Annotated in this window: 30 protein-coding genes, 1 tRNA gene and 1 pseudogene; 6 read left to right on the top strand and 26 right to left on the bottom strand. The window is 67.7% G+C overall.

Annotated features, from left to right (window positions below; genetic code table 11):
• The 12 genes and pseudogenes from GD1_RS25235 to GD1_RS07910 form a co-directional block, all read right to left on the bottom strand.
• Positions 1-208 (bottom strand): annotated as a pseudogene (locus tag GD1_RS25235) (hypothetical protein); the annotation flags it as partial.
• Positions 205-561, bottom strand: a complete 357-nt coding sequence (locus GD1_RS07955; RefSeq protein WP_059036615.1) for a hypothetical protein — start codon at positions 559-561, stop codon at positions 205-207. The pseudogene GD1_RS25235 and the gene GD1_RS07955, both read right to left, overlap by 4 nt.
• A gap of 49 nt (positions 562-610) precedes the next feature.
• A complete protein-coding gene (locus GD1_RS07950) occupies positions 611-1675 on the bottom strand; it encodes a hypothetical protein (RefSeq protein WP_059036614.1) in 1065 nt (354 codons plus the stop codon).
• A complete protein-coding gene (locus tag GD1_RS07945; protein ID WP_059036613.1) occupies positions 1672-2670 on the bottom strand; it encodes a PD-(D/E)XK nuclease-like domain-containing protein in 999 nt (332 codons plus the stop codon). The genes GD1_RS07950 and GD1_RS07945 overlap by 4 nt, the downstream gene beginning before the upstream one ends.
• A complete protein-coding gene (locus tag GD1_RS07940; protein ID WP_059036612.1) occupies positions 2667-2888 on the bottom strand; it encodes a hypothetical protein in 222 nt (73 codons plus the stop codon). The genes GD1_RS07945 and GD1_RS07940 overlap by 4 nt, the downstream gene beginning before the upstream one ends.
• A complete protein-coding gene (locus GD1_RS07935) occupies positions 2885-3157 on the bottom strand; it encodes a hypothetical protein (protein WP_059036611.1) in 273 nt (90 codons plus the stop codon). The genes GD1_RS07940 and GD1_RS07935 overlap by 4 nt, the downstream gene beginning before the upstream one ends.
• 85 nt (positions 3158-3242) lie before the next feature.
• Positions 3243-3758: a hypothetical protein gene (locus GD1_RS07930; RefSeq protein WP_059036610.1), complete on the bottom strand. Its 516-nt coding sequence runs from the start codon at positions 3756-3758 to the stop codon at positions 3243-3245.
• The gene (locus GD1_RS07925; RefSeq protein ID WP_059036609.1) at positions 3755-3952 is read right to left on the bottom strand and encodes a hypothetical protein; all 198 of its coding nucleotides are present in this window, start codon (positions 3950-3952) and stop codon (positions 3755-3757) included. Before GD1_RS07925 ends, GD1_RS07930 begins: the two co-directional genes overlap by 4 nt.
• Positions 3949-4257 carry a helix-turn-helix transcriptional regulator gene (locus GD1_RS25180; protein ID WP_020794770.1) on the bottom strand — a complete coding sequence of 103 codons (309 nt, stop codon included), beginning with the start codon at positions 4255-4257 and terminating at the stop codon, positions 3949-3951. Before GD1_RS25180 ends, GD1_RS07925 begins: the two co-directional genes overlap by 4 nt.
• Positions 4254-4940, bottom strand: coding sequence for a Rha family transcriptional regulator (locus tag GD1_RS07915; RefSeq protein WP_059036608.1), 687 nt, complete (start codon positions 4938-4940; stop codon positions 4254-4256). Before GD1_RS07915 ends, GD1_RS25180 begins: the two co-directional genes overlap by 4 nt.
• A 59-nt stretch (positions 4941-4999) precedes the next feature.
• Entirely contained in the window at positions 5000-5239 is a 240-nt protein-coding gene (locus GD1_RS25815) for a DUF7324 family protein (protein ID WP_439108948.1), read from the bottom strand.
• Positions 5239-5499, bottom strand: a complete 261-nt coding sequence (locus GD1_RS07910; RefSeq protein WP_059036607.1) for a helix-turn-helix transcriptional regulator — start codon at positions 5497-5499, stop codon at positions 5239-5241. Before GD1_RS07910 ends, GD1_RS25815 begins: the two co-directional genes overlap by 1 nt.
• Before the next feature lie 227 nt (positions 5500-5726).
• Here GD1_RS07910 and GD1_RS07905 point away from each other — a divergent pair, with 227 nt between their 5' ends.
• Positions 5727-6608 carry a hypothetical protein gene (locus GD1_RS07905; RefSeq protein ID WP_157079403.1) on the top strand — a complete coding sequence of 294 codons (882 nt, stop codon included), beginning with the start codon at positions 5727-5729 and terminating at the stop codon, positions 6606-6608.
• Between the two features lie 136 nt (positions 6609-6744).
• Positions 6745-8007 carry a tyrosine-type recombinase/integrase gene (locus tag GD1_RS07900; RefSeq protein ID WP_059036605.1) on the top strand — a complete coding sequence of 421 codons (1263 nt, stop codon included), beginning with the start codon at positions 6745-6747 and terminating at the stop codon, positions 8005-8007.
• Between the two features lie 14 nt (positions 8008-8021).
• Here GD1_RS07900 and GD1_RS07895 read toward each other — a convergent pair.
• A tRNA-Ala gene (locus GD1_RS07895) sits at positions 8022-8094 on the bottom strand.
• Between the two features lie 103 nt (positions 8095-8197).
• On the opposite strand from GD1_RS07895, the gene GD1_RS07890 reads away from it, so the two are divergent.
• Positions 8198-8944 (top strand): hypothetical protein, encoded by a 747-nt coding sequence (locus tag GD1_RS07890; protein WP_053776862.1) that lies wholly within the window; start codon positions 8198-8200, stop codon positions 8942-8944.
• Here the strand turns inward: GD1_RS07890 and sepX are convergent.
• The 5 genes from sepX to GD1_RS07865 all read right to left on the bottom strand — a co-directional run bounded on the left by sepX (position 8922) and on the right by GD1_RS07865 (position 14284).
• Positions 8922-10274, bottom strand: a complete 1353-nt coding sequence (gene sepX / locus GD1_RS07885) for a divisome protein SepX/GlpR (protein WP_059036604.1) — start codon at positions 10272-10274, stop codon at positions 8922-8924. The two genes, GD1_RS07890 and sepX, sit on opposite strands and share 23 nt — an antisense overlap.
• A 134-nt stretch (positions 10275-10408) precedes the next feature.
• The gene (locus GD1_RS07880) at positions 10409-11086 is read right to left on the bottom strand and encodes an SIMPL domain-containing protein (protein ID WP_059036603.1); all 678 of its coding nucleotides are present in this window, start codon (positions 11084-11086) and stop codon (positions 10409-10411) included.
• Positions 11087-11172: 86 nt separating this feature from the next.
• Entirely contained in the window at positions 11173-11829 is a 657-nt protein-coding gene (locus tag GD1_RS07875) for a GNAT family N-acetyltransferase (RefSeq protein WP_020790421.1), read from the bottom strand.
• 85 nt (positions 11830-11914) lie between these two features.
• Entirely contained in the window at positions 11915-13219 is a 1305-nt protein-coding gene (gene glp, locus GD1_RS07870) for a molybdotransferase-like divisome protein Glp (protein ID WP_053776865.1), read from the bottom strand.
• Between the two features lie 114 nt (positions 13220-13333).
• Positions 13334-14284 carry a UTP--glucose-1-phosphate uridylyltransferase gene (locus tag GD1_RS07865; RefSeq protein WP_053776866.1) on the bottom strand — a complete coding sequence of 317 codons (951 nt, stop codon included), beginning with the start codon at positions 14282-14284 and terminating at the stop codon, positions 13334-13336.
• Between the two features lie 103 nt (positions 14285-14387).
• On the opposite strand from GD1_RS07865, the gene GD1_RS07860 reads away from it, so the two are divergent.
• Positions 14388-14957, top strand: coding sequence for a 5-formyltetrahydrofolate cyclo-ligase (locus tag GD1_RS07860; protein WP_059036602.1), 570 nt, complete (start codon positions 14388-14390; stop codon positions 14955-14957).
• A 76-nt stretch (positions 14958-15033) separates the two neighbouring features.
• Here GD1_RS07860 and GD1_RS07855 read toward each other — a convergent pair whose 3' ends face one another.
• From GD1_RS07855 to nhaA, 3 genes are all read right to left on the bottom strand, one after another.
• Positions 15034-15489, bottom strand: coding sequence for a hypothetical protein (locus tag GD1_RS07855; protein ID WP_059036601.1), 456 nt, complete (start codon positions 15487-15489; stop codon positions 15034-15036).
• A 239-nt stretch (positions 15490-15728) separates the two neighbouring features.
• Positions 15729-16043 (bottom strand): FmdB family zinc ribbon protein, encoded by a 315-nt coding sequence (locus GD1_RS07850; protein WP_020791224.1) that lies wholly within the window; start codon positions 16041-16043, stop codon positions 15729-15731.
• Between the two features lie 97 nt (positions 16044-16140).
• Complete coding sequence (gene nhaA / locus GD1_RS07845; RefSeq protein WP_373855268.1) at positions 16141-17445, bottom strand: Na+/H+ antiporter NhaA; 1305 nt, start codon at positions 17443-17445, stop codon at positions 16141-16143.
• Between the two features lie 231 nt (positions 17446-17676).
• Here nhaA and GD1_RS07840 point away from each other — a divergent pair, with 231 nt between their 5' ends.
• Together GD1_RS07840 and mscL are read left to right on the top strand one after the other, a co-directional pair.
• Complete coding sequence (locus GD1_RS07840; protein WP_059036600.1) at positions 17677-18333, top strand: SAF domain-containing protein; 657 nt, start codon at positions 17677-17679, stop codon at positions 18331-18333.
• Positions 18334-18548: 215 nt separating this feature from the next.
• Positions 18549-19385 carry a large conductance mechanosensitive channel protein MscL gene (mscL, locus tag GD1_RS07835; RefSeq protein WP_059036599.1) on the top strand — a complete coding sequence of 279 codons (837 nt, stop codon included), beginning with the start codon at positions 18549-18551 and terminating at the stop codon, positions 19383-19385.
• A gap of 554 nt (positions 19386-19939) precedes the next feature.
• Here the strand turns inward: mscL and GD1_RS07830 are convergent.
• The 5 genes from GD1_RS07830 to GD1_RS07815 all read right to left on the bottom strand — a co-directional run bounded on the left by GD1_RS07830 (position 19940) and on the right by GD1_RS07815 (position 24321).
• Entirely contained in the window at positions 19940-20611 is a 672-nt protein-coding gene (locus GD1_RS07830) for an MspA family porin (RefSeq protein WP_059036598.1), read from the bottom strand.
• A 71-nt stretch (positions 20612-20682) separates the two neighbouring features.
• Positions 20683-21342 carry an MspA family porin gene (locus GD1_RS07825; RefSeq protein WP_059036597.1) on the bottom strand — a complete coding sequence of 220 codons (660 nt, stop codon included), beginning with the start codon at positions 21340-21342 and terminating at the stop codon, positions 20683-20685.
• 390 nt (positions 21343-21732) lie between these two features.
• Complete coding sequence (locus GD1_RS25405; protein WP_202927385.1) at positions 21733-22044, bottom strand: hypothetical protein; 312 nt, start codon at positions 22042-22044, stop codon at positions 21733-21735.
• A 12-nt stretch (positions 22045-22056) separates the two neighbouring features.
• Positions 22057-22719 (bottom strand): MogA/MoaB family molybdenum cofactor biosynthesis protein, encoded by a 663-nt coding sequence (locus tag GD1_RS07820; protein ID WP_082365813.1) that lies wholly within the window; start codon positions 22717-22719, stop codon positions 22057-22059.
• Positions 22720-22785: 66 nt separating this feature from the next.
• A complete protein-coding gene (locus GD1_RS07815) occupies positions 22786-24321 on the bottom strand; it encodes a S1C family serine protease (protein ID WP_059036596.1) in 1536 nt (511 codons plus the stop codon).
• Between the last annotated feature and the right edge of the window lies 1 nt (position 24322).

Genomic DNA, 24322 nt, shown 5'->3' with positions numbered 1-24322 from the left:
CCCACACGTTGGCGTTGCCCCCCACGCGGGCGTTGTCGGCGATCCAGCAATCCCCATCCTGGGACAGGTTGCGCTCGTGCTCAATCCAGCCACCCAAGTCTGCGGCGGTCACACCATGGCGGGGGATGTCACGCAAGGCTCGGATCTGATGCAGGGTGCGCCCGCCGTATCGTCGAGTGGTGTCAGTGATTCCGTACTTGTGTGTCATTGCAGTTCCTCGGATGTGTAGATCAATCTCGCTGTGGCGCAAGGCCATAGCTGCTCACACTCGATGCAGTGGATGCAGCACCGGCAGTCATCACCGGACGGCTTGTGCAGTTCCCGGATTGGTGCCAAGTCGGCGACGATGCCTTCCCGCAACCGCTTCACCTCGGCGCGCAGAGCCGCGACCTCCGACTCGGGGATCAGGACCTCGGTGTCGCCGTCGGGATGCAGGATCGAAACGCTATGCACACGCACCCTTCCCGTGGCGGTCATCGCGCACCACCCCGGGCGAGCCGCGACCACCACGACCTCGGCGCCGCGGGCTCCGATACGGCCGCCGGCCTTGAGCAGCCGCACTCGGCCTGCTCACGCAGTTGGTCGACGACGAGTGCGTCGGGTGTGGTCGTCACTGGTCGGCCGCCTTCTCCTCGAGGATCGATGCGACGGTCGCGACGAGCAGATCGTCACCCTGGCCGCTGTTCTCGCCCTCCTTTGTCAGCTGATCGAGCTGGCTGGTGAGGTGCTCGACGTCATCGGCGGTCAGATCGTCGACCGACCGCCCGAGGAGGGCCTCGGTGACGGTCTTCTTCTTCGCCTTGACGGCCGCAGTTTTCCCGCCGAGGCCGGCGCGCTCGAATAGCGCATTCAACCGCATGAGCGCATCCCGGGACGGCGCGTTCGTCTCCTGCTCAGCGGCGTGCTCCGGCGTATCGACCGGAGTCGGCTCGGCGGCCGCCTCGATCGGCCTCGACTTCGCCGCGACACCCAGTCGGGCGCGGAGCTCATCGACCCCCGGTGCCCGGACCGCGGCCTCGTTGCGGACCTTGCGCGGCGCACCCTCGTCGCGCGGCTCGGTCTCGTCGTCGACCGAGAGGCCCAGCAGCACTTCGGGTGCCAGCTTCCGGCACACCTCGGCCGCGGCCTTCGCGTAGAGCATGGCCTGCGGATCGGTCAGATACTTCTCGTTGCCGATCAACTTGCCGTTCGCGTTCGTCTTGAACTTGCCGGTAGTCTCATTGATCGTCGGCACGTAACCGGCCCTGGTGGCGCGCTCGATCGTCCATGTCGATGCCTCGGCGGTACCGTCCGGAGCCTGCCCCATCACGGTCACGGACTCGTCGGTGCTCGACTCGGTCCAGATGCGGAATCCGCGGCGCTTGAGCAATGCGACCATCGTGCGGGTGTAGATCGCCGGCGTCCCGTGGACCACGAAGATCTGCTGCAGCGACTGGATCGGGGTCAGTCCGAGCTCGGCGCCGTAGAGGATCGCCGCGGTGCCGTCCTGCGGCTTGCCGCGGTAGATCTGGGGCACCAGCTGGGTGCCGCACATCTTCTCGGCCAGCTCGTACGCGGTGTTCATCGCACGGGCGTGCTCCATGAGCGTGTTGATCGAGCTGGACTGCATCGGCTGGGCGGGCGGCAGCAGCGACAGGCCGTTGTCGTCGGTGGTGGCGATCTCGTTGGTGGTCATGCTCTGGTCCCTTCGGTGATGGTGGTTGTGGCGCGCTGGATCGCGATGTCCGCGCGGTAGCGGATGCGATCCGGGAGTGTGGCGGTGCGCAATTCGGCCGGAAGCCCTGGCCAGGTGTCGGCGCGTTGGCAGTGCGCGAACAGGTCGATCGCGGCGCGGGTCAACTCCTGGCCGATGCTGAGATCCTTCGACGACAGCTCGCACACGTCGACGAGGAACGGCGAGGTTTTGCCGACGGCGATGAGGATGAACGAATCCACCTGCACGCCAATGGATCGCGCGACGTGCAGGTAGTACGCCGCGGACAGGTGGTAGGAGTAGTCCTCGATCGCGCGGTCGAATCGACCGGGGTCGGTGGCGGTCTTCAGGTCGATGAACGTCGACGACACCCACCAGTCGGGGCGGCAGCGGATACGGGCGCCGGACAGCTCGTCGTGCGCCCAGATCGACTGCTCCGCAACCCCCTCGGAGAACAGGACCTCGCCGAGCGGATGTGACTTGACCGCGGCTGCCAGCTCTTCCGCGCGGTCGTAGTCCTTGCGTAGCATCGGCGTCTTGCCGGCGTCGCGGGCCGCATCCTGTGCGGCTTTCGCGTCCTTCGTGCGCCAGTCCTTGGCGTCGACGACCGCGATTCCCGACCCCTTACCCAGGACCAACTCGTGAGCGGCGTGCCCGTAGTCGAACGCGGCGGACGTCTTCGCCGGCGCCCACCGTAAGACGGCAGGGCCGCCCGGCTCGAGGATCGTCTTCGCCCCGGACGACGACAGCGAGTGGCGATCGGAGTGGTAGACGGTGTCGGTGATGTCGGCGTACACCCCGTCCTCGGCGGGGATCCGGTTTCCGGTGACCGCCCACTCCTGGGCCTCGTTCCAGCCCGCGTACCAGGCCTGCGCAAGGTCGCTCGACGCATACGGGCAGCGAGCTTCGCCGTCACGCCACGCCTTCGCGCCCTCCTCGTGGGCCTTCGCCTTGAGGTCGGCGAACTTGGTGGTCATGGGCCCACCACCCGGATTCGGATGCCCGTGCCGGTGTGGCTTGCGAGCGTCATGTGGGCGTCGGCGATCGAGATGTGCGCGTCGGCGGCAACCGTCGCCCCCTCGACGAGCTCGACGTCACCGGGGTGCGCGTCGAGGTGCCGTGCAGCATCGGACAGTTCGGCCGCCGCGGTCTCGAGGAGCTTCGCCGCCTCGCGCAGATGATCGGACTTGGTCATGCCGCCTCCCCCGCCGCCCGAGCCTCGTCGGCGAGCTGCAGGACCGCCGACAGCGGCACGCACACCGACGCACGGTCGGCCACCTGACCCATGGCGAGGTCGGAGATCTCGATCTCCACGCCGACCTCGCCGAACTCGGTCTCGTCGGCGTCGATGATGTGGAGGACCGCGGGCCGAGTGGCGGCCAGAGACCGCCACTCGATCACCGCGCCGACGTGCCGCTGGTAGCCGACATCGAGGTCGGCCACCGATCTGATGTTGATGGTCACGATTCGATTCCCTTCGAGGGGTTGATGATTCGGAGGCAAGCTGGGCACACCTCGGAGAGGGTGAGGTGGCCGCACACGAGGCACATCACGCAGGCCGTCCTGCCGACACCGGGTCGTAGCGCACGAAGGCCGACACGCGGGTGAATCTCGACCCGCGGGTCCTCACGCTGAATCCGGGGCCGAACCCGCCGGAACCGGAGCGCACGCACTTGGCGATCTGAGGTGCCGACACGTCCTCATCGCCGGCCGCCACGTACTCCGCCCACTCCCCCGGATGTGCTTCCAACCAGGCGATCAGATCCAGGCGGCACTGCGGGATCGGCGCGCGCGGCGAGCGGCGACTCGGCGCAGGCTCGGCCGGGCGGAGGCTACGCGGCGCCGGGGCGTCAGAGGCTGTCGCGGCCACCAGGTACAGGTCACTGACCTCGTCACCGTCCTTGACGTCGAGGCGGACCACGGTCGCACCGGAGTCGGCGTGCTGCATCCACCGCCGGAAGCTGACCACTCGCCACTCCATGCCGGCCGGCGCGTCGATCTGTTCGAGCTGTGTGAGCATCGAGTTCTTGAGCTGCTGACCCAGGCTCGTCGATCGCGGGGTCACTGGTCGCGTCTCGGCAGGACGTTGAGCGGATTGTCGGCGTTGATCTCGCCGCGGTCGATCTCGAGGAACGTGTCGTCGGCGTCGCGCCAGCACCAGGCGCGGATGACGTCGACGATCAGGCCGACGCCGACCAGGATTCCGGCGCCCGCGATCACGCACGCGCCGAGGTTGTTGACGATGGTGTCGATCATCATGCTGCTCCAATCGAGTTGAGGGACTGCAGTTTTGCGATCTGGACCAGCGCGCCGAGGTGGGCGGCGATCTGGTCGAGCCGGGCCAGGATCTCGTCGGCCGGCGGCGGGGTCTCACCGAGGAGCACCTCGCGCAGGCCTGCGGTCGGCACGCTGTAGCGGGTGCCGTATCGGATCACCGGGACCGGGAACTCGTCCCGGGACGCCAGGTCGTACGCAGTGGCTCGGGAGATCCCGAGGGCTTCGGCCGCGGTCTGCAGATCCGTTGCGACCCCGAGGGCATTGAGTTGCTCGCGGGTGAAGGTCATGCTGACACCTCGATATCCGCGAGCGCGGCATCGTCGATGCGCAGCACCCCGAAGGCTTCCGGCATCGTCACGAACACGGTGGCCGACGTCGGCGTGTAGTCCTCGACCCCGACGACCGTGGCGCCGAAGTAGGTGGCGGTCATGACTGACCGTCCTCGCCAGTCCAGAAGTCCTCTTCGCTTGGCTGGGCCGCACCTAGCAAAGCCTTGGCGAGCATGATCGCCTCCGCGCCAGTGAGGAGCAGCGCCGGCGGTGACTTTCTGCTCGAGCTGGAAGATCCGGGCATCGCGCTGCTCGATCACCTTCTGCGATTCGAGCACCGCGGCCGCGAGGAGTTCGGGGCCTTCGAGCTTCGGCTCCGGACGGCTGCGGAGCTCGAAGAACGCGCGGACAAGGTTCCGCTTGAACTCGCGCACGATGTCGCTGTTGCGCATGTAGGTGAGGAGGAGTGTCGCCTGCGGCTCGTTGAGGACAGCCACCTCGCGGTGCTGTGTTCCGCCGGCTGTTGCAAAGGGGCGCATTTCAAATGCGACCCTTCCGAACTCCTCAAAGTCGGCGAGGTTGTTCCGGATGAGCTGCAGCACGGCGCGGTGCTCAACCGCGGTCCCCTCGGCCACGATCAGCGACGTGGTGGTGGGTTCGCCGTCGACGCCCTGGATGGCAAGTGGAGTATTCTCGGTCACGAGATTCCTTTCAGTTGTTCTCTGGCCCGCCCGGTGTGTCCGCACCGAGGCGGGCGTTTTCATTCCTGGGGCTTGGTGCCCGACCCGGCATCCCCATCCGGGTCGGGCCGCGCGACGGCCGTGGAGTGTGAGATCTCCTCGTCGCGCCCTCCGCACCGGCAGCCCTCCGGTGCGGAGTGGTCGGTGAAGTTGGCAATGAGTGCCCGGATGATCCCGGAGCGCGCGGATCCCTGTCGACGACAGTCGGGCCCGTGACGGCCCACGCACCGGCAGCACGGGTGGTAGGTGGAGTTGACCATCACGCCACCTCGTGACTACTGGACGATGAGTCATGACCCACTGAATGGTCGACTTCATGCGCTTCGAATAGGTCTTCCCAGGGCACGTCCAGCCTGGCGGCGATTGCGACACCGAGATCCTCGCTGACATTCCGGAGTTGCCCGGTCTCGATCAGGTAGATCGTCGTCTGGGTGCGGCGAACGAGGAATGCCAGCTCCCGCTGGCTGTACCGCCGCTGCTTGCGCCAGCGTCGGACCTGTCCGCCATCTTTCACCCGCATCCAGACCTCCTTTCTTCGTTGAGGTGGGCGTTTCCGCCGAGCTGTCCTAGTCATCCTGACCTCCAATTTTCCGTTTGACAAGTGGATCATGAGTCATGACCCATCTACTTGTCAAGACGACAATTGGCAGATAATGCCTATGACGTGCGGTGACTCATGACCCACTTGTCATAGGATTGATTCACGAGACGTGCACGACCCGACGACAGGTTGCGATAGTGACGGACATGAACGAACCCACATCCCTCGCCGGCTTTGTCGAGCTGGCCAGTCGGCGCCACAACGGCGCGTCGGGTCGGCGCCTGGCCGAGATTGCGGCCCGAGACGGATTCGATATCTCGCACTCGACACTGAATAGGATTCGTCGCGGCACCTATGGCTCTGTACCCACCGAGGCGATCCTGAAGGCCATCGCCCACCTAGCCGAGGTGCCGGAAGACGTGGTGGTGCGAGCGACGGACGCGTCCAGCGGAAGGCGCCCTGAGGCGATCTTCGACGACTGGCAGCGTGCGCGCGCCAAGTCTCTGAACCTAGAGCTCGAGTACGCCATCCTTCGTGACATCCCGGTTGACGCCGCCGAACGGGAGCTGTCCGATGTCCTGCAGATGATCCGTGACGCGAAGTTGGGTCGACCTTGGACGCCTCCATGGAACCCTGGACCCGCATTCGGGCCGGACGACGAGCCATGGAAGTCCGAATGGTGGGCAGTGGATGAGCCCATCAGCGCCGCAGATCGATTCGAGGAACTCGGGATCGGAACCCCGGAACGGATCGATCGCCTCCGTGCCTCGGGGGAGGTAGTCCACCGGATCGGACTTGGATGGACGGACATCGACAAGCACGGGGGACTAGAAGGATTCGTTGCATGGAAGAACAGTCAGCACAACGCATCTGAGGAGAACGATAGTGAGCATAAAGACGCCGGCGACCGCTCCAGTCCGACCGCGCAACCGGGAGCACCGGGCACGGAGGACGAAGTCCAGAAGACCTCACCCGACGATGCGCAGGCGGCGCTTCGTCGGGCGAACAACCTCGCGCGGGATCACGCCCGCGGGGTGAACGAGGTCCAGGGCGGCAACGACAGTGGAGAGCTGCGCCACCGTCAGTGATGTGAAGTCGATCGTCTCCAGGTGATTGACCAGCCGGTAGTCCAGGTTCGCGTCCATGCCTGAAATGTCTACCCGAGTCCCCCGACAGGGCTGGGTCGAACACTAGTTCGAACAGATGAAAGGGTAGGAACCCACGATGGCCCGTCCTCCACTCCCCCTCGGCACCTGGGGGAAGATCACCCGCACACAGGTCGCACCGGGTCGCTGGCGAGCGCGTGCTCGTTACCGCGACTACGACGGCCGGACACGGCCGGTCGAGAGGTTCGGGGCCAGCGGCGCCAAGGCCGAGCGTGCGCTCCTCGATGCGCTCGCCGAGCGTGACCGGACCTCCGGATCGGTCGTCGACATCACCCGCAAGACACGTCTCGCCGACCTCGCCGACCTGTGGCTCGCCAAGCGCGTCGAGTCCGGCGACTACGCCGTGGGCACCCTCGACAACGACCGCGAGCTCATCACCCTGCACATCACGCCCGGCCTGGGCGAGATCCGCGTCGGCGAGGCGACCGTCGGCGTGCTCGACAGGTTCTTGCGCGCCGTCGCCACCGACTCGCGCTCCCGCCAGTGCCGCACCGTGCTGTCCGGCATGATGACCCTGGCCGCCCAGCACGACGCCATCGAGCGCAACCCGATCGTCGACACCACGCGCCGCAGCTCCGAGACCGCCGTGACTCGCGCCCTCACGATCGACGAGCTGCAGCAGTTGCGGATCCGCATCGCCACATGGTCGGGAACCAACCGATTCGGGCCGAAGCGTGGCGTCGACTTCCCTGACCTCGCCGACTGCCTCATCGGCTCGGGCGGCCGGATCAGTGAGGTGCTCGCCTTCCGTTGGGAGCACGTGCAGTGGTCGACCGATCTCGCGCCGGCCATGGTGTACCTCGACGGCGCGATCAACAAGCGCGGCGAGTACCAGCCGCGGCCCAAGACCGCGACAAGCCAGCACTGGCTGATCCTGCCAGACTTCATGGTCGCGGCCCTTGAGCGCCAACGGGAGCGGGATCTGCCGTCGGATGACCTCGGGCTGGTGTTCCCGTCGCGCGACGGCGGGCCGAGGACGACGGCGAACACGCGCCGGCAGTTCCGCGATGCGCGGCGCACGGTCGTCGTCGGCGCCGACGGCACCCCTGACGGGCCGCCCGACCTCTTCGAGTGGGTGACGCCGAAGACGTTCCGCAAGACCGTGGCGACGATCCTGGCCGACGAGGTCGGGATGGAGGCGGCGGCCGAGCAGCTCGGCCACACCTCCCCGGAGATCACCCGTCGCCACTACGTCCAGCGCAAGAAGGTGACCGGCGACGTGCGCCATGTGCTCGACCGACTGGCCCCGGTCGTTTCCGGTGGGTTTTCGGTGGGCGACGCGAAAAACGACCCCTCCCAGAACTCGGGAGAGGCCGTCTGATCTGCGGTTTTCTGTGGAGCTAAGGGGAATCGAACCCCTGACCTACTCGATGCGAACGAGTCGCGCTACCAACTGCGCCATAGCCCCGTGCCGGTCTCTCGACCAACCTCAGACACCTTATCAGCACCCTGACCGGAGTTCATAAACGGCTGGTCAGAGGCCTGTCGAGTCCGTGTGTACGCTGGGCGGCGTGGCCCAGATGAGCGACAAGCAGCTGGTGAAGGCCCTCGACGCGGCGATCTCGGTGATCGATCCGATGCTCGACGTACTGGCCGGCGCCGATCCCCTCGGACTCAAACCTCACACCTTCGACTCCGCGGACGAGCACACCTCCCCGATCGCGCGGGCGGGGCATGTGGCGGCCGGTGTGCTCGACGTGGCGGACTGGCCAGGTACCCAGGGCTGGTCACAGCGGTCGATGAACGAACGGGCCGACTGGTGGATCAGCCGGCTCGGAACGGTCAACACCGTCGCGGTGGCCTACCCCGGCGTGTTCGGGGCGTGGACCAGATTCTTCCCGCTCAGCACGTCGCTCGGCTTCGCGAACCAAGCGGTGATGCTGATCGCCATCGCCCGCGAATACGGTGTCACCGACCGCGATCAGCAGATCCGGCTACTCGCCTCCGTGCTGTGCCGACGCGAGCTGCCCGACGAGCTGACCGTCACTCCCCCGCCGCATGCGCCGCGTCGCCAGACGCGGTCGGTGGTCGGCAGTCTCTGGGACGTGGCGCAGATCCTGCGGCGCGCAGACAACGAAATGGGGCGCCGCCCGCAGGCGACGCCCCCGTTCTCGACGTTGTCGTGGATTCCGATCCTCGGCGCCCCGACCCTGTATGTCGGTGAGCGCCTTGCCTTGTGCCGGGCGGCGCGAACCGGGCGTGCATGGATTGCCACACACCCGGATGCGATCACCGTCAGCCGGCCACTGCCTGCCTGAAGTCGGGGTCCTCGCGCATGACCCGACGCCGCTGGAACGGCGGCAGATGGTCGAACACCGGGTCCTCGTCGTCGATCTCGAGCACCACGGCCCCACCCGGGCGACGCAGCCGCGGCGGCGGAGGCGTCGCCGCGAACTCCGGCACCCGCTCCTGCCGGGCCAGGCGTTCGGCCTCGGCGCGGGCGGCACGACGGGCACGGGCGGCGCGCTGTGCACGGATCTGCTGCTCCGCCTTGACCGTTCGACGCAGGTAGAACAGGTAGCCCACCAGCATCAGTACGGTGACGCCGGTGGCGATCCACCCGAGGGTGCCCAGCACGACCCCGGCGATCACCGCCACGATCACCAACGCGATCAGGCCGATGCTCACACGCTGACGTTCCTTGTAGCGCAACCGATCCGCGCCGGCCTCCGGCGAGTACGGGCTCCGACGTCCGGTTGTCTTCTCCGACTTGGCCGCAGCCGGTTCGGCCTCTGCCTCGTACTTCTTGGTGTCGGGCTTCACCGGTTCCTCGTCCTCGTACTCGTCGTACTCGTCATCGAGATCGTCGTCGTACTCGGCATCGTCTTCGAGATCGTCGTCGTACTCGACGTCCGCATCGTCGACGTCGTCCTCGTACTCGTCGTACTCCGAGTCCTCGTATTCGGAATCCTCGTAGTCGTCGTACTCGGCGTCGTCGTCGAGATCGTCGTCATACTCGGCATCCTCGGCGAGGTCGTCCTCGTACTCGGCATCCTCGGTGAGTTCCTCGACGCCGGCAGCCGAGACGGTTTCGATCACGTCCACCTCGACCTCCACCACGTCGATCTCGACCTGGGTCACGGTCACGCGCACATCCTCGTCGGAATCGGCAGCGTCTGCACCGTCCTCGACAACACCGGTGAGCACGTCGGCGTCGGAGTCGGCGGCGTCGGAGTCCACAGCATCGGAGTCGGCGGTGTCGGTGGCGGTGTCCTCGACGCCGTCAGTGGCCTCGGATACCACCGTGGTCTTCTCCGTCGCCTTCTCGCCGGTCTCGACATCGAGACCGGCGGCATCGAGATCGGTGTCGGCGTCGTCCCGCTCGGTGTCGGCCTCGTCGATCACCGCGGTCGCACCGGCGGTGCGGGTCGTGGTCCGACGCTGCGACTTCCACTCGGGGTCGTGCGGGTGCGATCCCGCCGCCCGACGACGGGCGCTGCGGGTCCGGGTTCCGCCGCGATGCAGCAGTCGGGTCGCGCGGGCGACGTCGGTGGACTTCTTCACCTGCGGGCGGCCTTTGATCACCATCGGGACCAGCACGAAGAGCCACACCGCGACGAGGCAGACCCACAGTACGGAATTCGGCATGACTGTCCCTTTCTTTCACTCTGGTTACATCGGACCACCCCACAATCTATGGCTCCGACGCCCACATGCCCGTCCGACGCGCCGACACACCGGAAGATTCCAGCACTTCACACGGGTTTCTCAGAGTGTCGCGGTCACCCGACCGGTCCGCCGGCCCCGTCGGCGACGAACCGGGCGTCGACGGCGACGAAGATGTCGATGTCGTCGGCACGCAGATCCACCGAATCCGACGGCATACCCGCCGGCGCGGCCATCACCCTCGAGTGACCTCCGCGTGCCGTCGGCCCGTCCCCGAGCATCCCCGGATCCGACAACGCGACCGCGACCACCGGCCCCGATCCCACCGCATCGGCGTAGGCCTGCGCCTTGGCCACGGCATCGGCCACCGCCTCGCGGCGAAGGTCGGCCTCGTGACGCAGCCGGCTCTCCGGGCGCAGCTTCCACCGCACCGTTCCGACGTTCACGCCGTCACGCACGGCCCACGAGTCGATGAACCGGCTCAGCGCCTCGAAGTCGGTGAACTCGGCCTCCACCCCGAAGTCGGTGGCATAGGCCGGCGGCTGCAACCGGCCGTCGCGATCGGTGGGACGGTACGACCGTACCCACACCGAATCGCCGGTCCATCGCACCGCGACCTGCCGCGCAACGTGGTCGTCGAGTTCGGCGGCCAGACGCGAGCGCACCTCGACGGCCCGGTTGTACACCGAATCCCGTTGCTCCCCCGACATTCCCACGCTCAGCGACACGATCGCCCGCTCGGGCGCGTACTTTCCTCGTGCGGTCCCGCGGACCACGATCTCCAGTGGTGGCATGCGGCCAACCTAGACCGCACCCCCGACAACCGGCACCGATCGGCCGAAGCGGCCGACGGCGCCGGACCGTCACGGTGCGCCGACGGTCAGAGAAAGCTCGCGCGTCCGGTGCGGACGAGCCGTTGCGCCGCACTCTCGGTGAGCTCCTCGACGGTGAGCGCGAACAGGAAATGGTCACGCCACTTCTTGTTGACGTCCATATACCGTTCCAACAGCCCTTCCTTGCGGAAGCCGACCTTGCCGAGCACGGTCTGCGAGGCCACATTGGCCGGTTGCACGGTGGCGTCGAGCCGGTGCAGTCCCACCGGACCGAAGCAATGGTCCACCCCGAGGGCCACCGCCGCGGTGGCCACCCCCTTGCCGGCATATCCGTCGTCCACCCAGTACCCGATCCAGGCGGTACGCACCGCCCCGCGCTGGATGTTGCCGACGGTGAGCTGCCCGGCATAGTTGCCGTCCACCTCGATCACGAACGGCAGCAGGTTGCCCTTCTTGGCCTCGGATTTGAGGACCGCGAACAGCGGTGGCCACGAACTCGTCTGATGTCGCGACGCCCAGGACCCGATCCCGGTGGGTTCCCAGGGCAGCAAGGAGTTCTGATTCCGGATCCGCAGGTCGCTCCAGTCCTTGGCATCACGCAGCTTGACCGGCCGAACCGTGACCGCCCCCGCACGCGTGCCCAACGGACCGAGCGTCGCCGGCCATCCCGGACTGACCGGATCGCCACTCAACCACCTGAACACAACAGGGAGTCTAGGGGGTGGCCGCGACACGTCGGGCAGGTAACCGGGCAGAAATGAACTTGTTCACCCCGACGGTCGGCGTCGGTCAGCCGCGTTGGGCGAGGAAGGCCACCTCGACCTCGTCACCGATGCCGAGCTCTTCGACGTCGGGTTCGACGATGATCAGACAGTTGGCCTCGGCGAGTTCGGCGAGCAGATGCGACGACCCGGTGGGCGACGCCCCGAGCACCTGCACCAGATACTCCCCGGTGCGCTCCTCACGCATCAGCTGGCCGCGTAGATATCCCTTGCGCCCCTTGGCCGATGCGATCGGGCCGATGGTGCGGGCGGTGACCACCCGACGCATCGGCTGGCGCTTGCCCAGCGCGATCCGGATCAGCGGGCGCACCATCACCTCGAAGGAGACCAGCGCACTGACCGGGTTGGCGGGCAACAAGAAGGTGGGCACCTCGTCGCGGCCGAGGCGGCCGAATCCCTGCACGGAGCCGGGATGCATGGCCACCCGCACCACCTCGAGGTCACCGAGATCGGACAGGGCGTCGACGACGGCACGTCCGGCCTCGCCGCCGAGGCCACCGCAGATCACCACGATCTCCGACCGGATGAGTTGCGCCTCAACCACTTCCCGCATCCGGGAGCTGTCCCGCTCGGCGATGCCGACGCGGTTGACGTCGGCGCCGGCGTCACGGGCGGCGGCGGCGATGGCATAGCTGTTGACATCGAAGACCTGGCCCGGCCCGGGCGAACGGTCGATGTCGACGAGTTCGGAACCGATCGAGATCACCGACAGCCGCGGCCGCGGATGCACCAGCACGCGGGCGCGGCCGACCGCCGCGAGCAGACCGACCTGGGCGGGACCGATGATCGATCCGGCACGCACGGCCACATCCCCGGGCTGCACGTCGTCGCCGATGCGGCGCACATAGTCGCCGCTCTCGACGCCGTGACCGATCTTGACCTTGGACTCGCCGCCGTCGGTCCAGCGGACCGGCACCACGGCATCGGCGAGGGTGGGCATGGGCGCTCCGGTCTCCACACGCACCGCCTGCCGCGGCTGCAGCCGCGTGGGGGTGCGGGCGCCCGGTTCGACCTGTCCGACCACCGGCATCGACACGATCATCGGTTCACCGGCGGTGAGGTCGACCAGTTCGACGCCGCCGGCGTCGAACTCCTCGAGATCGGCAGGGGCCTCCACACCGGCGAGCCCCACGTCCACCGCGCGGACGGCATAACCGTCGACGGCGACCTGGTCGAAGCCCGGCATGGGTCGTTCGGTGACGACCTCCTCGGCACACATCAGACCCTGCGCCTCGGAGATGGCGACCCGCACCGGGCGGGGTGCGACCGCGGCTGCGGTCACCAACGTCAGATGATCCTCAACCGAACGCATCTCACCTCACTCGCGGCTCGTCGTCATCGGCCGGCGCACAAGCGGCCTCTGTAGACGTTAGGACGTCACACCGGAATAGCCACGGAGGCGCGCGGAGGAACCCCGCACCGGGTTTCAGTCGTCGGTGAGTCGCTTCTCCAGCCACTCCCGCAGGTCCGGGCCGTAGTCGTCACGGTCGAGCGCGAAGTCGACGGCCGCCTTCAGGTAGCCACCCGGGTTGCCCAGGTCGTGGCGGGTGCCGTGGTGCACCACCACGTGCACGGGCTCGCCCTCCTCGATGAGCAGTGCGATGGCATCGGTCAGCTGCAGCTCACCACCGGCCCCGGGCTCGATCCGGCGCAGCGCGTCGAAGATCTTGCGGTCGAGGATGTAGCGGCCCGCGGCGGCCAGATTCGACGGCGCATCCTCGGGTGCCGGCTTCTCCACCATGCCCTTGAGGCGCTTGACGTTGGGGTTCTTGGCGTCGGGGAGTTCTTCGACGTCGAAGACGCCGTAGGCGCTGATCCGGTCGCCGGGCACCTCGATGGCGCACAGCACCGACCCGCCGCGACGCTCACGGGTCCGGGCCATCACCTCGAGCACACCGCCGGGCAGCACGAGGTCATCGGGCAGCAGCACCGCGATGGCGTCCTCGTCGTCGTCGAGGTAGGGCTCCACACAGCCGACGGCGTGACCGAGGCCGAGCGGCTTCTCCTGCACCACCGACGCCACGTCCAGCAACGACGGCGCCTTGCGGACCTTGGCGAGCATCGCGGCCTTGCCACGCTTGGCGAGGGTGTTCTCCAGCACCAGGTCTTCGACGAAGTGCGCGACCACACCGTCCTTGCCGGGCGAGGTGATGATCAGCAGACGCTCGGCACCGGCCGCCTTGGCCTCCTCCGCGACGAGCTCGATCCCGGGGGTGTCGACGACGGGGAGCAGTTCCTTGGGCACCGTCTTGGTGGCCGGAAGGAAACGGGTGCCCAGGCCGGCGGCGGGCACCACAGCGGTACGCGGGATCGGCGGGGTGTCCGGCACATCGCTGTACTCGGGGAATTCGTTCGGATCTCTCACGCTGGGCGTCATGGGGAACACCCTAATCTCGGGAGCCGGGAACCAGCCACACAAAGGGTTGCGGAATCCTGGGAGACCGGGTGTGACTCAGCCGACGGGCAGAAAGTGGATCAAGATGTCGAAAGCCGGGCTGCGCGCCGATTTCTCGAATCGCCGCGCGCAAATGACCAGGGAATTCCGCGAAAATGCGGCCGAGCAACTCGTGAAACGGTTGTCGGAGAGCCCGTTTGCGATCTCCGGTGAGACCGTCGGAGCGTACGTTCCGGTGGGGTCCGAACCCGGATCTGTGAGATTTCTCGACATACTTGCCGAACTCGGCGCCACCGTGCTTTTGCCCGTCGTCCCCGACGGTGATCCGGCCCCGCTGAATTGGGTCGCCTACGATCCGTCGTCATCTCTGGAACGACGCCGCTGGGGTCTGCTCGAGCCGGCCGGCGGGCCGCTCGGCGTGGACGCCATCGACATCGCATCGGTGATCTTCGTGCCCGCACTGGCCGTCGACGCGGCCGGCGTTCGCCTGGGCCGGGGTGCCGGCTACTACGACCGGACCATCCACCGCACCGCCGCCGAGCTGGTTGCGGTGGTCTACGACCACGAGGTGGTCGACGAACTCCCCGGCGACCCCCACGACATCCCGATGGGATGGGCCCTCACCCCCGGCGGCGGGTTCCGTCGGCTGGGGTGAGCCGCAGGACCCCGGAACGCCGACGGCGGGACCACCTGTGTCAGGTGATCCCGCCGTGCGGAAAACTCGTGATGGACTAGCCGGTGATCAGGCAGTTGCCGCCCCAGAACCAATCCGGGAGCTGGATGCCATTGGCGACCTTCACATTGTCGACGGTCTTGGCGTTGCCGTTCTGCGAGGCGGTGATGGTGTACACACCAGGTGCGCTCGGCTTCCAGGTCGCCGTCACGGTATTGCTGCCGCCCTCAGTCGGCTCGACCTCAGCGAACTGAGTGGGACTCCCACCGGCGGGCGTCACAGAGAACGTCACCTTGTCCTTAGCCACCACCGAGCTGACCTTCGCCGACACCTTGTACGAGCACCCTGCGCCGTACACGCCCTGAGATGATCCGTAGCCGGACGGGGTGTCGATGCCGACCGAGGTCACATTCGCCGATGCCGGAGCGGCCATCGCAACGCTCAGCGCACCGGCGGCGATCAGTGCGGCGGCTCCGCCGGCAACTCGGATTCGGTTGGTCTTCTGTGCAGCCATCTGCAGACTCCTTGCTCGTGGGTACACGCCCGTCCCGACGAGGGCGCAACGCAGCAAACGCTAGCAGAGCAACGAGGAACAGCAACGGCATTCGATCCCATTGACCGAGGTCGAAGTAAAATCACCATCCGGAATTCATCTGGTCGACGGAACGCATTTCGTACACGTTGCCGAACCGGAAATCCGGGAAGTCGCCGGGAATTCACCCGTCGGACATGTCCGGCGGGTGAATCGGGAACTCAGGCGGAGGCCGGAGCCGCCGAGGTGGTGGTGCTCGACGACGAACTGCTCGACGACGAGGAATCGCTCGAGGAGGTGCTCGACGAGGTCGACTCCGACTTCGATGAGGAGGAACTGGTCTCCGATGCCGACGACCCGTTGCGCGAGTCGGTGCGGTAGAAGCCGCTGCCCTTGAACACGATGCCCACCGAGTTGAACAGCTTGCGCAGCCGGCCGGTGCACTGCGGGCACTCGGTCAGCGCGTCGTCGGAGAACGACTGGACGATGTCGAACTGGTTGTCGCACTCCGTGCACGCGTACGAGTAGGTGGGCACCTGAAACCTCCACAAGAAACGTCGATGACTCGGATAGTTTAACCGAAACTGGCACTCGATCATTCCGAGTGCCAACGACAGCGACCAACGGCGCCGGTCAGGGCGCTGTTCTGCCCCCGATCACGTCGAGGTCGTGGTCGCAGACATCGTCCCGGTTCATGTCGGGATCACGCATCTTGCGGGCATCCCAGCGCAGCATCACCGCACCGATCACCGCGGCGATCACCGACCCCACCAGGATCGCGGCCTTGGCCGCCGAGACGTGCGGCGAGTCGGCGTCGAACGACAGCTCGGCGATCAGCAGGGCCACCGTGAACCCGATCCCGGTCAGCATGCCGACCGGCAGCAGATCACGCAGCCCGATCGCGTCGGGCAGCCGCAGCGGCGTGAACCGGGTCATCAGCGCCGTCGCCCCCAACACCCCGACGATCTTGCCGACCACCAGACCCACGACGATCCCGATGGACACCGGTTGGATCATCGAGCCCGAGCTACCGACCACCGACACCCCGGCAGCGGCGAAGGCGAACAGCGGTACCGCCACCGCACCCGACCACGGCCGGACGCCCTCGCCGAGGAGTTCGGTACGGCTGAGCCGCTCACCGCGGATCGCCCGCGCCGGGACGACGAACCCGAGCAGGACGCCGGCCACCGTCGCATGCACCCCGGAGGCATGCATGAAGCCCCAGGCCACCAGCGCGATCGGCAACAGCAGCCACCGCGCCGACCACGACAGGTGGACCACGATCGCGAACACCACCACCGCACCGATCGCCGCGAGCAGCATCACGACGTCGATCGAGTCGGTGTACACGGTGGCGATCACGATGATGCCGAGCAGATCGTCCACCACGGCAAGGGTCAGCAAGAAGGTCCGCAACGCCACCGGCAGCCCCCGCCCGAACAACGCCAGGACCGCGAGCGCGAATGCGATGTCGGTGGCGGTGGGAATCGCCCAGCCGTGCAGGCCCGAGGTCTCCCCCGCGAGCCCGACGACGAGGACATAGCAGAGGGCGGGTGTGATCATCCCGGCCACCGCCGCGACGATGGGCACACCGGCGAGCCGCAGGTCACGCAGACTCCCGGCGACGAACTCCTGCTTCAGTTCCACGCCGACGACGAAGAAGAACACCGCCAGCAGACCGTCGGCGGCCCACTGCCCCAATGACATGTGCAGGTGCAGCGACTCGGGCCCCACCTCGATGGCCAGAAGGTCGTGATAGACCTCGCGCCACGGGGTGTTGGCCCAGATCACCGCGACCGCGGCGAAAGCCAGCAGCAGGATCCCGCTGGTGGTGTCGAGGGCGAGGGCGCTGCGCAGACGCGCACGACGCACCGCGACGCCAGAAGGACGGGCCGGATGCGGCGGGGTGGGATTCGATGCGGCGGAATCGGCTGGCACCTCGGGGCTCCTGATCGGTCCGGCGAACGCGCACGGTTCGCATCACATCCGCCCCGATCACCGGGACGGGCCGACCAGACTTCCCGGCACACCTGGTCGCCCATTCTCCCCGTTACCGGTCCGCCGCGCCAATCGAGGTGGATCTGTGGACAACTCCCCTGCCTCCGGCGGTTGTCCACAAGAGCGGTCGGCGGGCCCGCGCACCCCGTCGTCGCCGATACCGTCGGCCGCATGGATCTCCGCCCGCGCGCCGGTTCCCTCTCCCCGCGACTTCGCGACCGGATCGCCCATGCGCTGCGGCCGGGATGGACGAGGTCGGTGTTGCTGCGGCGCGCCGTCGCGATCGTCCTCGTGGTGGTCGCGGTGGTCGTCGGGCTCAGCGGAGCGCGCAGTACCCGCGCGGCATCGGTGATGGTGGCCGCCCACGAGCTTGCGCCGGGGCAGATCCTGACCGGATCTGATCTGCGCGCCACACCGATTCCGGTGGATCTGGTGCCCGACGGCGCGCTCCTGATGGCCGCCGAGGCCGACGGCCGTACCGTGACCGGGCCGATCCGTGCCGGGGAGATCGTCACCGATGCACGGCTGCTCTCGGCGCGGCTCCCGATGCAACTGACCGGAGATCCGTCCGCCCGGCTGGTGCCGGTACGGCTCGACGACGACGCCGTGACCACCGTGTTGCGCACCGGCGACGTGGTCGATGTGCTCACCGCCGAGACCTCGGTGGTGGCCCGTGACGCCGTGGTCGCGCTGGTCGCGGCCCCGACGGCGGCAGGGCCGACCCGGGCGGCCGGCGCTGCGCCGGTGCTGCTGGCGATGACCGAGACCGCCGCACATCGGGTCGCCGCGATCGGTCTCGATGTGCCGCTCGCCGTGGTCCTGCATTGACGATCTGCCACGACCGGCATCGTCGTCGGCGACCCCGGTATCGACCACTCGAGTTGATCGCCTGATCAGGTGAAGACATGCGAAAAACGCGGCGGAACGAAATACGCAGGCTCGGTTACGATCCTGGATAGAGTGTTCACCACGTCCGTGCCCATCGGAGCGCCACCTGGCATGGATACCCCAGCGCAGGGAACCGATCAGGAGAGGACCGGAACGTGCTCAAGGGATTCAAGGACTTCATACTCAAAGGCAATGTGATCGATCTGGCCACGGCGGTCATCATCGGCACCGCCTTCACGGCCATCGTCACGGCCTTCACCGACGGTATCGTCCAGCCGATCATCAACACCATCCCGTGGAGCCCGGATCAGGCTGCCGGCCTCGGCTTCAACATCATCAGTGACAAGCCGTCGACCTTTGTGAATCTCGGTTCGGTGATCACCGCGACGATCAACTTCCTGATCATCGCGGCGGTGGTGTACTTCATCATCATCCTGCCGTACAACAAGCTCGCCTCGCTCGCCGGTTTCGGTGGCGAGAAGGAGCTCGTGGCCACCGAGGTCGACCTGCTCACCGAGATCCGCGACCTGCTCGACCCGGACGCCGCCGAGAAGGCCGCTGCCGCCAAGGCTGCTGCCGACGAGGAGGCCGCCGCGGCGAAGGCGACCGCCGCCTTCGACAAGCCGTCGGGTCCGCCGCCCGCCGTGGCGCCACTGCCCGAGACCACGCGGATCAGCACACCCCCGCCTGCCGCCCCCTACGGCGAGCCCACCCCGTACAGCGATCCCGCCCCGTCGGGGCCGATCGTCCCGGAGTCGCCGTACACACCCGGCGCCGGGTTCCCTCCCCAGGGCGCTCCCACTCCGCCGCCGGCTCCCGGCAACTACCCGCCGCCGGCCAACTATCCGCCGGCCGGTGCCCCGCAGGGCGGCTCGTACCCGCCGCCCGGCAACTACCCGCCGGCAGGCCAGCCGTACCCGGGCGAGACCTATCCCGGCGAGCAGTACCCCGGCGACTACCCGCCCGACGGCCCGGGACGCCATTCCCGCTGAGCGGCCTCGTGCGCAAGGCCATACGGCACAATCGAATACCGCCCGAGTTCGAGTACAGCACCGAGTTCGAGTACAGCACCGAGTTGACCGAGCGGCCCGCGTCCACGACGCGGGCCGCTCGTCGTCGTCCACCGCCACCGCCCGGCAGTTGCCAGCGGCCTCACAGCCCGGCCCGATCCGACGGCAAGGTACGGCTCGTAGATTGGTAGATGTCGGTCGCAACACCCGGACCGATGCGCGGTTCGTTCGAGCACCGCGCCCGACCGCCCACCACGTGTTCTCCCCCGACGCGCACATGGTGGGCGGTCGTCGTCTCGGTGGGCCCGCCCCCGCGCGGTGGTGGCCGTGTTGGGATGTCGGAGAACCGTTCTCGCCGAGCATCCGCTCGACGCCACTCCGAGACAACACTTCTCGAAGAAGCCGCCGTCTCAGGCCACCGACGAGCTCGGCGACCTCCGGACATGCACAAGGGCGGGAACCGGATTCCGGTTCCCGCCCTTGAGCTTTGCCCTATGGCGCCGCTGTCATCGCAGCGGAGAGCGCACGGTGTGCGATCAGCCCAGGCTGAACGGCTTGCCGTACAGGGTCACGATGCCCTTGACCGAGCCGGTGTCGACGGTCACCTTGACCTTGGCCTTGGCCTCGGCGTAGCCACCGCAGTTGGACACCTTGAAGGTCTCCTGGCTGTAGGCGACGCCACCCTGGCTGCCGGTGAAGGTGTAGTCGTTGACGGAATCGTCGTCGCTGTCGGTGGTGTTGATCAGCCACACGGTGCCGGCCTGGCCGGGGCCGAGCGACAGGCTGGCGCCTGCATTGGCCTCGGCACCCGGGGTGGTGGTGATGCTACCGCTGGTGCTCGGCGTCGCCTCGACTCCGGCACCCGCGCCGTTGTCACTGCTGACGCCGACGTTGACCTGGCAGCCGACGATGTAACCGGCGGCGATGGTGCCGCCCTCGGCCTTGCCGCCGACGGTGACGCGCACCTTGCCCGAGACCCAGACCTCACGGACCAGGTTGAACGACTCGACGATCGACTTCTGGTAGTTGACGCTCTGGTCGAACAGCTGGATCTTGACCGGGGTGCCGTCGACCAGGGTCTTGGTGATGGTGGTGCCGGCCACCGGGCCGGCAGCCGCAGCACCGGTGCCCAGGGCGCTCACACCCATGACAGCGGCGCCGGCGAGACCGACGCCCGCAGCCACGCGGCGGGTGATGATCTTGTTCATGATTCCCCTTCGTGGAATGTAGATCTGCCTAGGAAGCAGAGAAAACTCGAGTTACTGGGTTATCTGCTTCGTCAGCTGACGAAGAAGGGCTGGCCGTACAGGGTCGACTGGATCAGGGTGCCCGAGCCGTCGATGGTGTCGTCGTCGTCGTTGATCTCGTAGCCCGTGACCGCGCGGGTCAGGACCACCGAACGTGCCGAGGCGTAGCCACCGCAGTTCGGGAACTCCAGCTCGAAGTCCGACAGCTGGATGGTGGCGTTGCCGTCCTTGAGGGACTTGGAGGTCACGCCGTAGAGGGAGGCCTCACCCGGGGCGAGCGGGATGCTCAGCGAGCCGCTGGCACTGATCGAGGGAGCAGCGCCCAGGGTGGCGGAGATACCCGAGGTGCCACCGGCACTGATGCCGCCCACGTCGACCTGGCAGCCGACGAGGAAGCCCACGTACAGCTTGCCGCCGACGCCTTCGGTCGCCTTGGTGGTGTAGGTGCCGGAGACCAGCGCGGTGCGGCCGAGGCCGTTGGCGGCGACACGGGCGACCGAGTACTGGGACTCGTTCTTGCGCCAGGTCTGGACCTTCTCACCGTCGATGCCACTGGCCGACTTGTAACCACTCTGCAATGGCGCGGCCTCTGCGTGACCTGCACCCATGCCGGCCACGCCCACAGCGGCAGCGGCGACGACGGCGCATGCCCCCGCAGCACGGCGCAGCCCAAGCTTGCTGAACTTGCTCATTCGTTCCCTCTCACAGGATTCGGCTGTTATCCGTCGGACACGTACCCGTATCCGACAGGTGACCCTGACGGCTCGCGGGAATCCTCGCCGCCTCCGGTTACAGATAAGAATTCACCGTGTAACCGCGGCGTGAACACTCCCCGCCATCGCTGCGGAACACACCCGTATTCCACAGGACACCGACTCCCCGGCATCCATGAAGTGGACGCCGACGCCGGTTAGCTGTCCTGCGGAACCGTATCTGAGAGGTCACAAAGAGGGCAACAGCTGAAATCAGCCGTGTCTCAGCTTCGATTCAGCGAACATGCAGAAGGACGCATGAATAATTCACCAATGACAAAGTAAACACCAGGAAAACTGGCTGAACTCACCGCCCGCATTGACAGTTGCTCATTCGTAATGAGGCGGACGCTGCTCTTCGTACCAAGATCTCGAGATCGAATTGTGATCTTCACCACGTTCATCCTGCGTCGTATCCGGAAGGTCGTTGCCGAAGACCTCATCCCGGTGCCGACTGCGGCGCGCATTCCGTCTGGCCTTTGCCGATTCCCCTACGGGACGGCGTGTCACGCCGCCGGACGAGGGGTCGGGGCCGTCCTCGGCGCGCGGAGCGGGGTGGGTCACATCGTGACCCGCCTCACCGCTCCCGCGCGATCCGGATTCCGATTCCGAGCGCGCCGAACCCTGCTCGTCGTTGCTCATGATCGGCGGGATTCAGAACTCGCTGATGTTGGCGATCACATATTTCGCCAATGGGGCAACAGTCGCCATTCCGTCACGGACCGCCGCCCGCGAGTCTGCGATGTTGACCACAAGGGTCTGACCGGAGATTCCGGCCAGCCCGCGCGAAAGTCCGCCGTCGGTCGCTCCGGCGGCCAGACCGGAGCTGCGGACCGCCTCCTCGATGCCGCGCAGACGACGATCCAGCAGTGCTTCGGTCGCCTCCGGCGTCACGTCCCGGGCGCCCACGCCCACTCCGCCGACCGACACCACCAGATCGACACCGCCGATCACCGCGGTGTTGAGGGCGTTGCGGATCTCCACCTCGTCCCCCGACACCACGATCGTCGCGTCCACGTGGAAGCCGGACTCGGCGAGCAACTCGCCCACCAACGGACCCAGCGGGCTCTCGGTCTCACCGTGCGCCACGCGATCGTCGACGACCACCACCAGGGCCCGGCCCACCTCGTCACCGCCCAGCCCTGCCGATCCGCGCGTCTGACGGTCCGCGAACTCCCGCGCCGCGGCGTCGGCGGCCACCACATCGGCCGGATCCACCTCCGGCGTGATCCCCTCCTCCGGCGCCCCGAAACCGGGATCGCCGGTCGCGGCGGTACCGATCACCTGAAAGTCCGAATCACTCGTCATGACCTTCATCCTCTCTCACCGACCGACGGATGTGGTCGGCACGTCTGCGTTCGTCGATCGCTCGTCGGCGTCGCCTCAGTTCGACTCCAGCGTCGCCAGCGTGACCTGGGCGGTCCGGGTCTGCCCACCCACCTGGTAGGTGACCGTCACACGGTCTCCCGGTGCGTGCGAGCGCACAGCGGCCACCAGCGCATCGCCGGAGGTGATGGTGCGATCGTCCACCTTGGTGATGATCGCGCCCTTCGGGATTCCGGCCGCTGCCGCCGGTCCGTTCGCGGTGACCTCGGAGACCAATGCCCCCGGTGTCGTCGAGTCGCCGCTCGGCCGCACCGACACCCCGAGTCCGGCGTGGGTGGCCTTACCGGTCTGGCGCAGCTCGTCGGCGATCCGCATCGCCTGATCGATCGGGATCGCGAAGCCCAGGCCGATGCTGCCGCTCTGCTGTGTCTGCCCGCCGAGGGTCGCGATGGCGGTGTTGATCCCGATCAGCGCACCGCGGGCGTTGACCAGCGCGCCACCGGAGTTACCGGGGTTGATCGCGGCGTCGGTCTGGATGGCGTCGATCACCGAGGTGGTGCCGCCCTCCCGCGACGTCGACACCGGACGGTCGAGGGCACTGATGATGCCGGTGGTGACGGTGCCGTCGAGGCCCAGCGGCGCGCCGATCGCGATCACGTCCTGGCCCACGGCGAGGTTCTTGGAGGTACCCACCTGGATCGGCGTCAGACCGGTCTTGTCCACCTGGAGCACCGCGATGTCGGAGATCGCGTCGGTGCCGAGGACCCGTGCCGATGCGCGGGAACCGTCGGAGAAGTTCACCGTGACCTTGCTCGCCGGGCGACCGTCGGAGCCGCTGACCACATGGTTGTTGGTCATCACCACGCCGTCGGCGGTCAGCACCACACCCGATCCGCTGCCCTGCTCGTTACCCGAGACCACCTCGATCGACACCACCGACGGCAGCACCTTGGCGGCCACCTCCTGGGTGGAGCCGGCCGGGGCCTGCACCGGCTGGGTGTCGGTGGCACTCGGATCGCCGCCGAGCGGCTGACTGCTGGCCACCGTCGACGACGAGTCGTCGTCGAGTCGCGAACCGACATAGCCGCCGATACCGCCGGCGATCAGACCGACCACCAGGGCACCGCCGACGAGTGCCGCACCCACCCCGGCGCGGGACTTCTTCTTCGCCGGCGGCTGCGCCGGACCTCCGGCCGGATTGGCCGGATCCCCGAAAGCGCCGGCCGGGGAGCCGACGGCCGGAATCGGACCGGTACCCGACGGAAAGCCCGAGGTCGGCTGTGTGCCATAGGGATTCGTGCCGAACCGGTTCGTCGGAGGCACCCCTGCGGGCGAACCGTACTGGGTGGGCGCCGCGCTCGGGGGCGGGGTGGCACCGGGCGGAGGGGTGGCACCAGGAGCCTGGGCCGAGCCGGGATAGCCGCCCGGCGAACCGGGGGTCGTCGGTTCACCGAAGCCGGCGCCGCGTTCCCACGGTGCGCCACTGGCCGGGAACCCGCCCGTGTTGGGACCACCCGGCTGCCCTGACTGCCCGGGGCGGCCCGGGTCGTTCTCGCCGTCGAAGGGGCCGCGGTGCGAACCTCCACCCGTCATG

It is taken from the genome of Gordonia desulfuricans NBRC 100010, from assembly GCF_001485495.1.
Taxonomy (GTDB): Bacteria; Actinomycetota; Actinomycetes; order Mycobacteriales; family Mycobacteriaceae; genus Gordonia; species Gordonia desulfuricans.
Note: the sequence above shows the minus strand (reverse complement) of the source record. Positions and strands in the feature narration are given on the sequence as shown.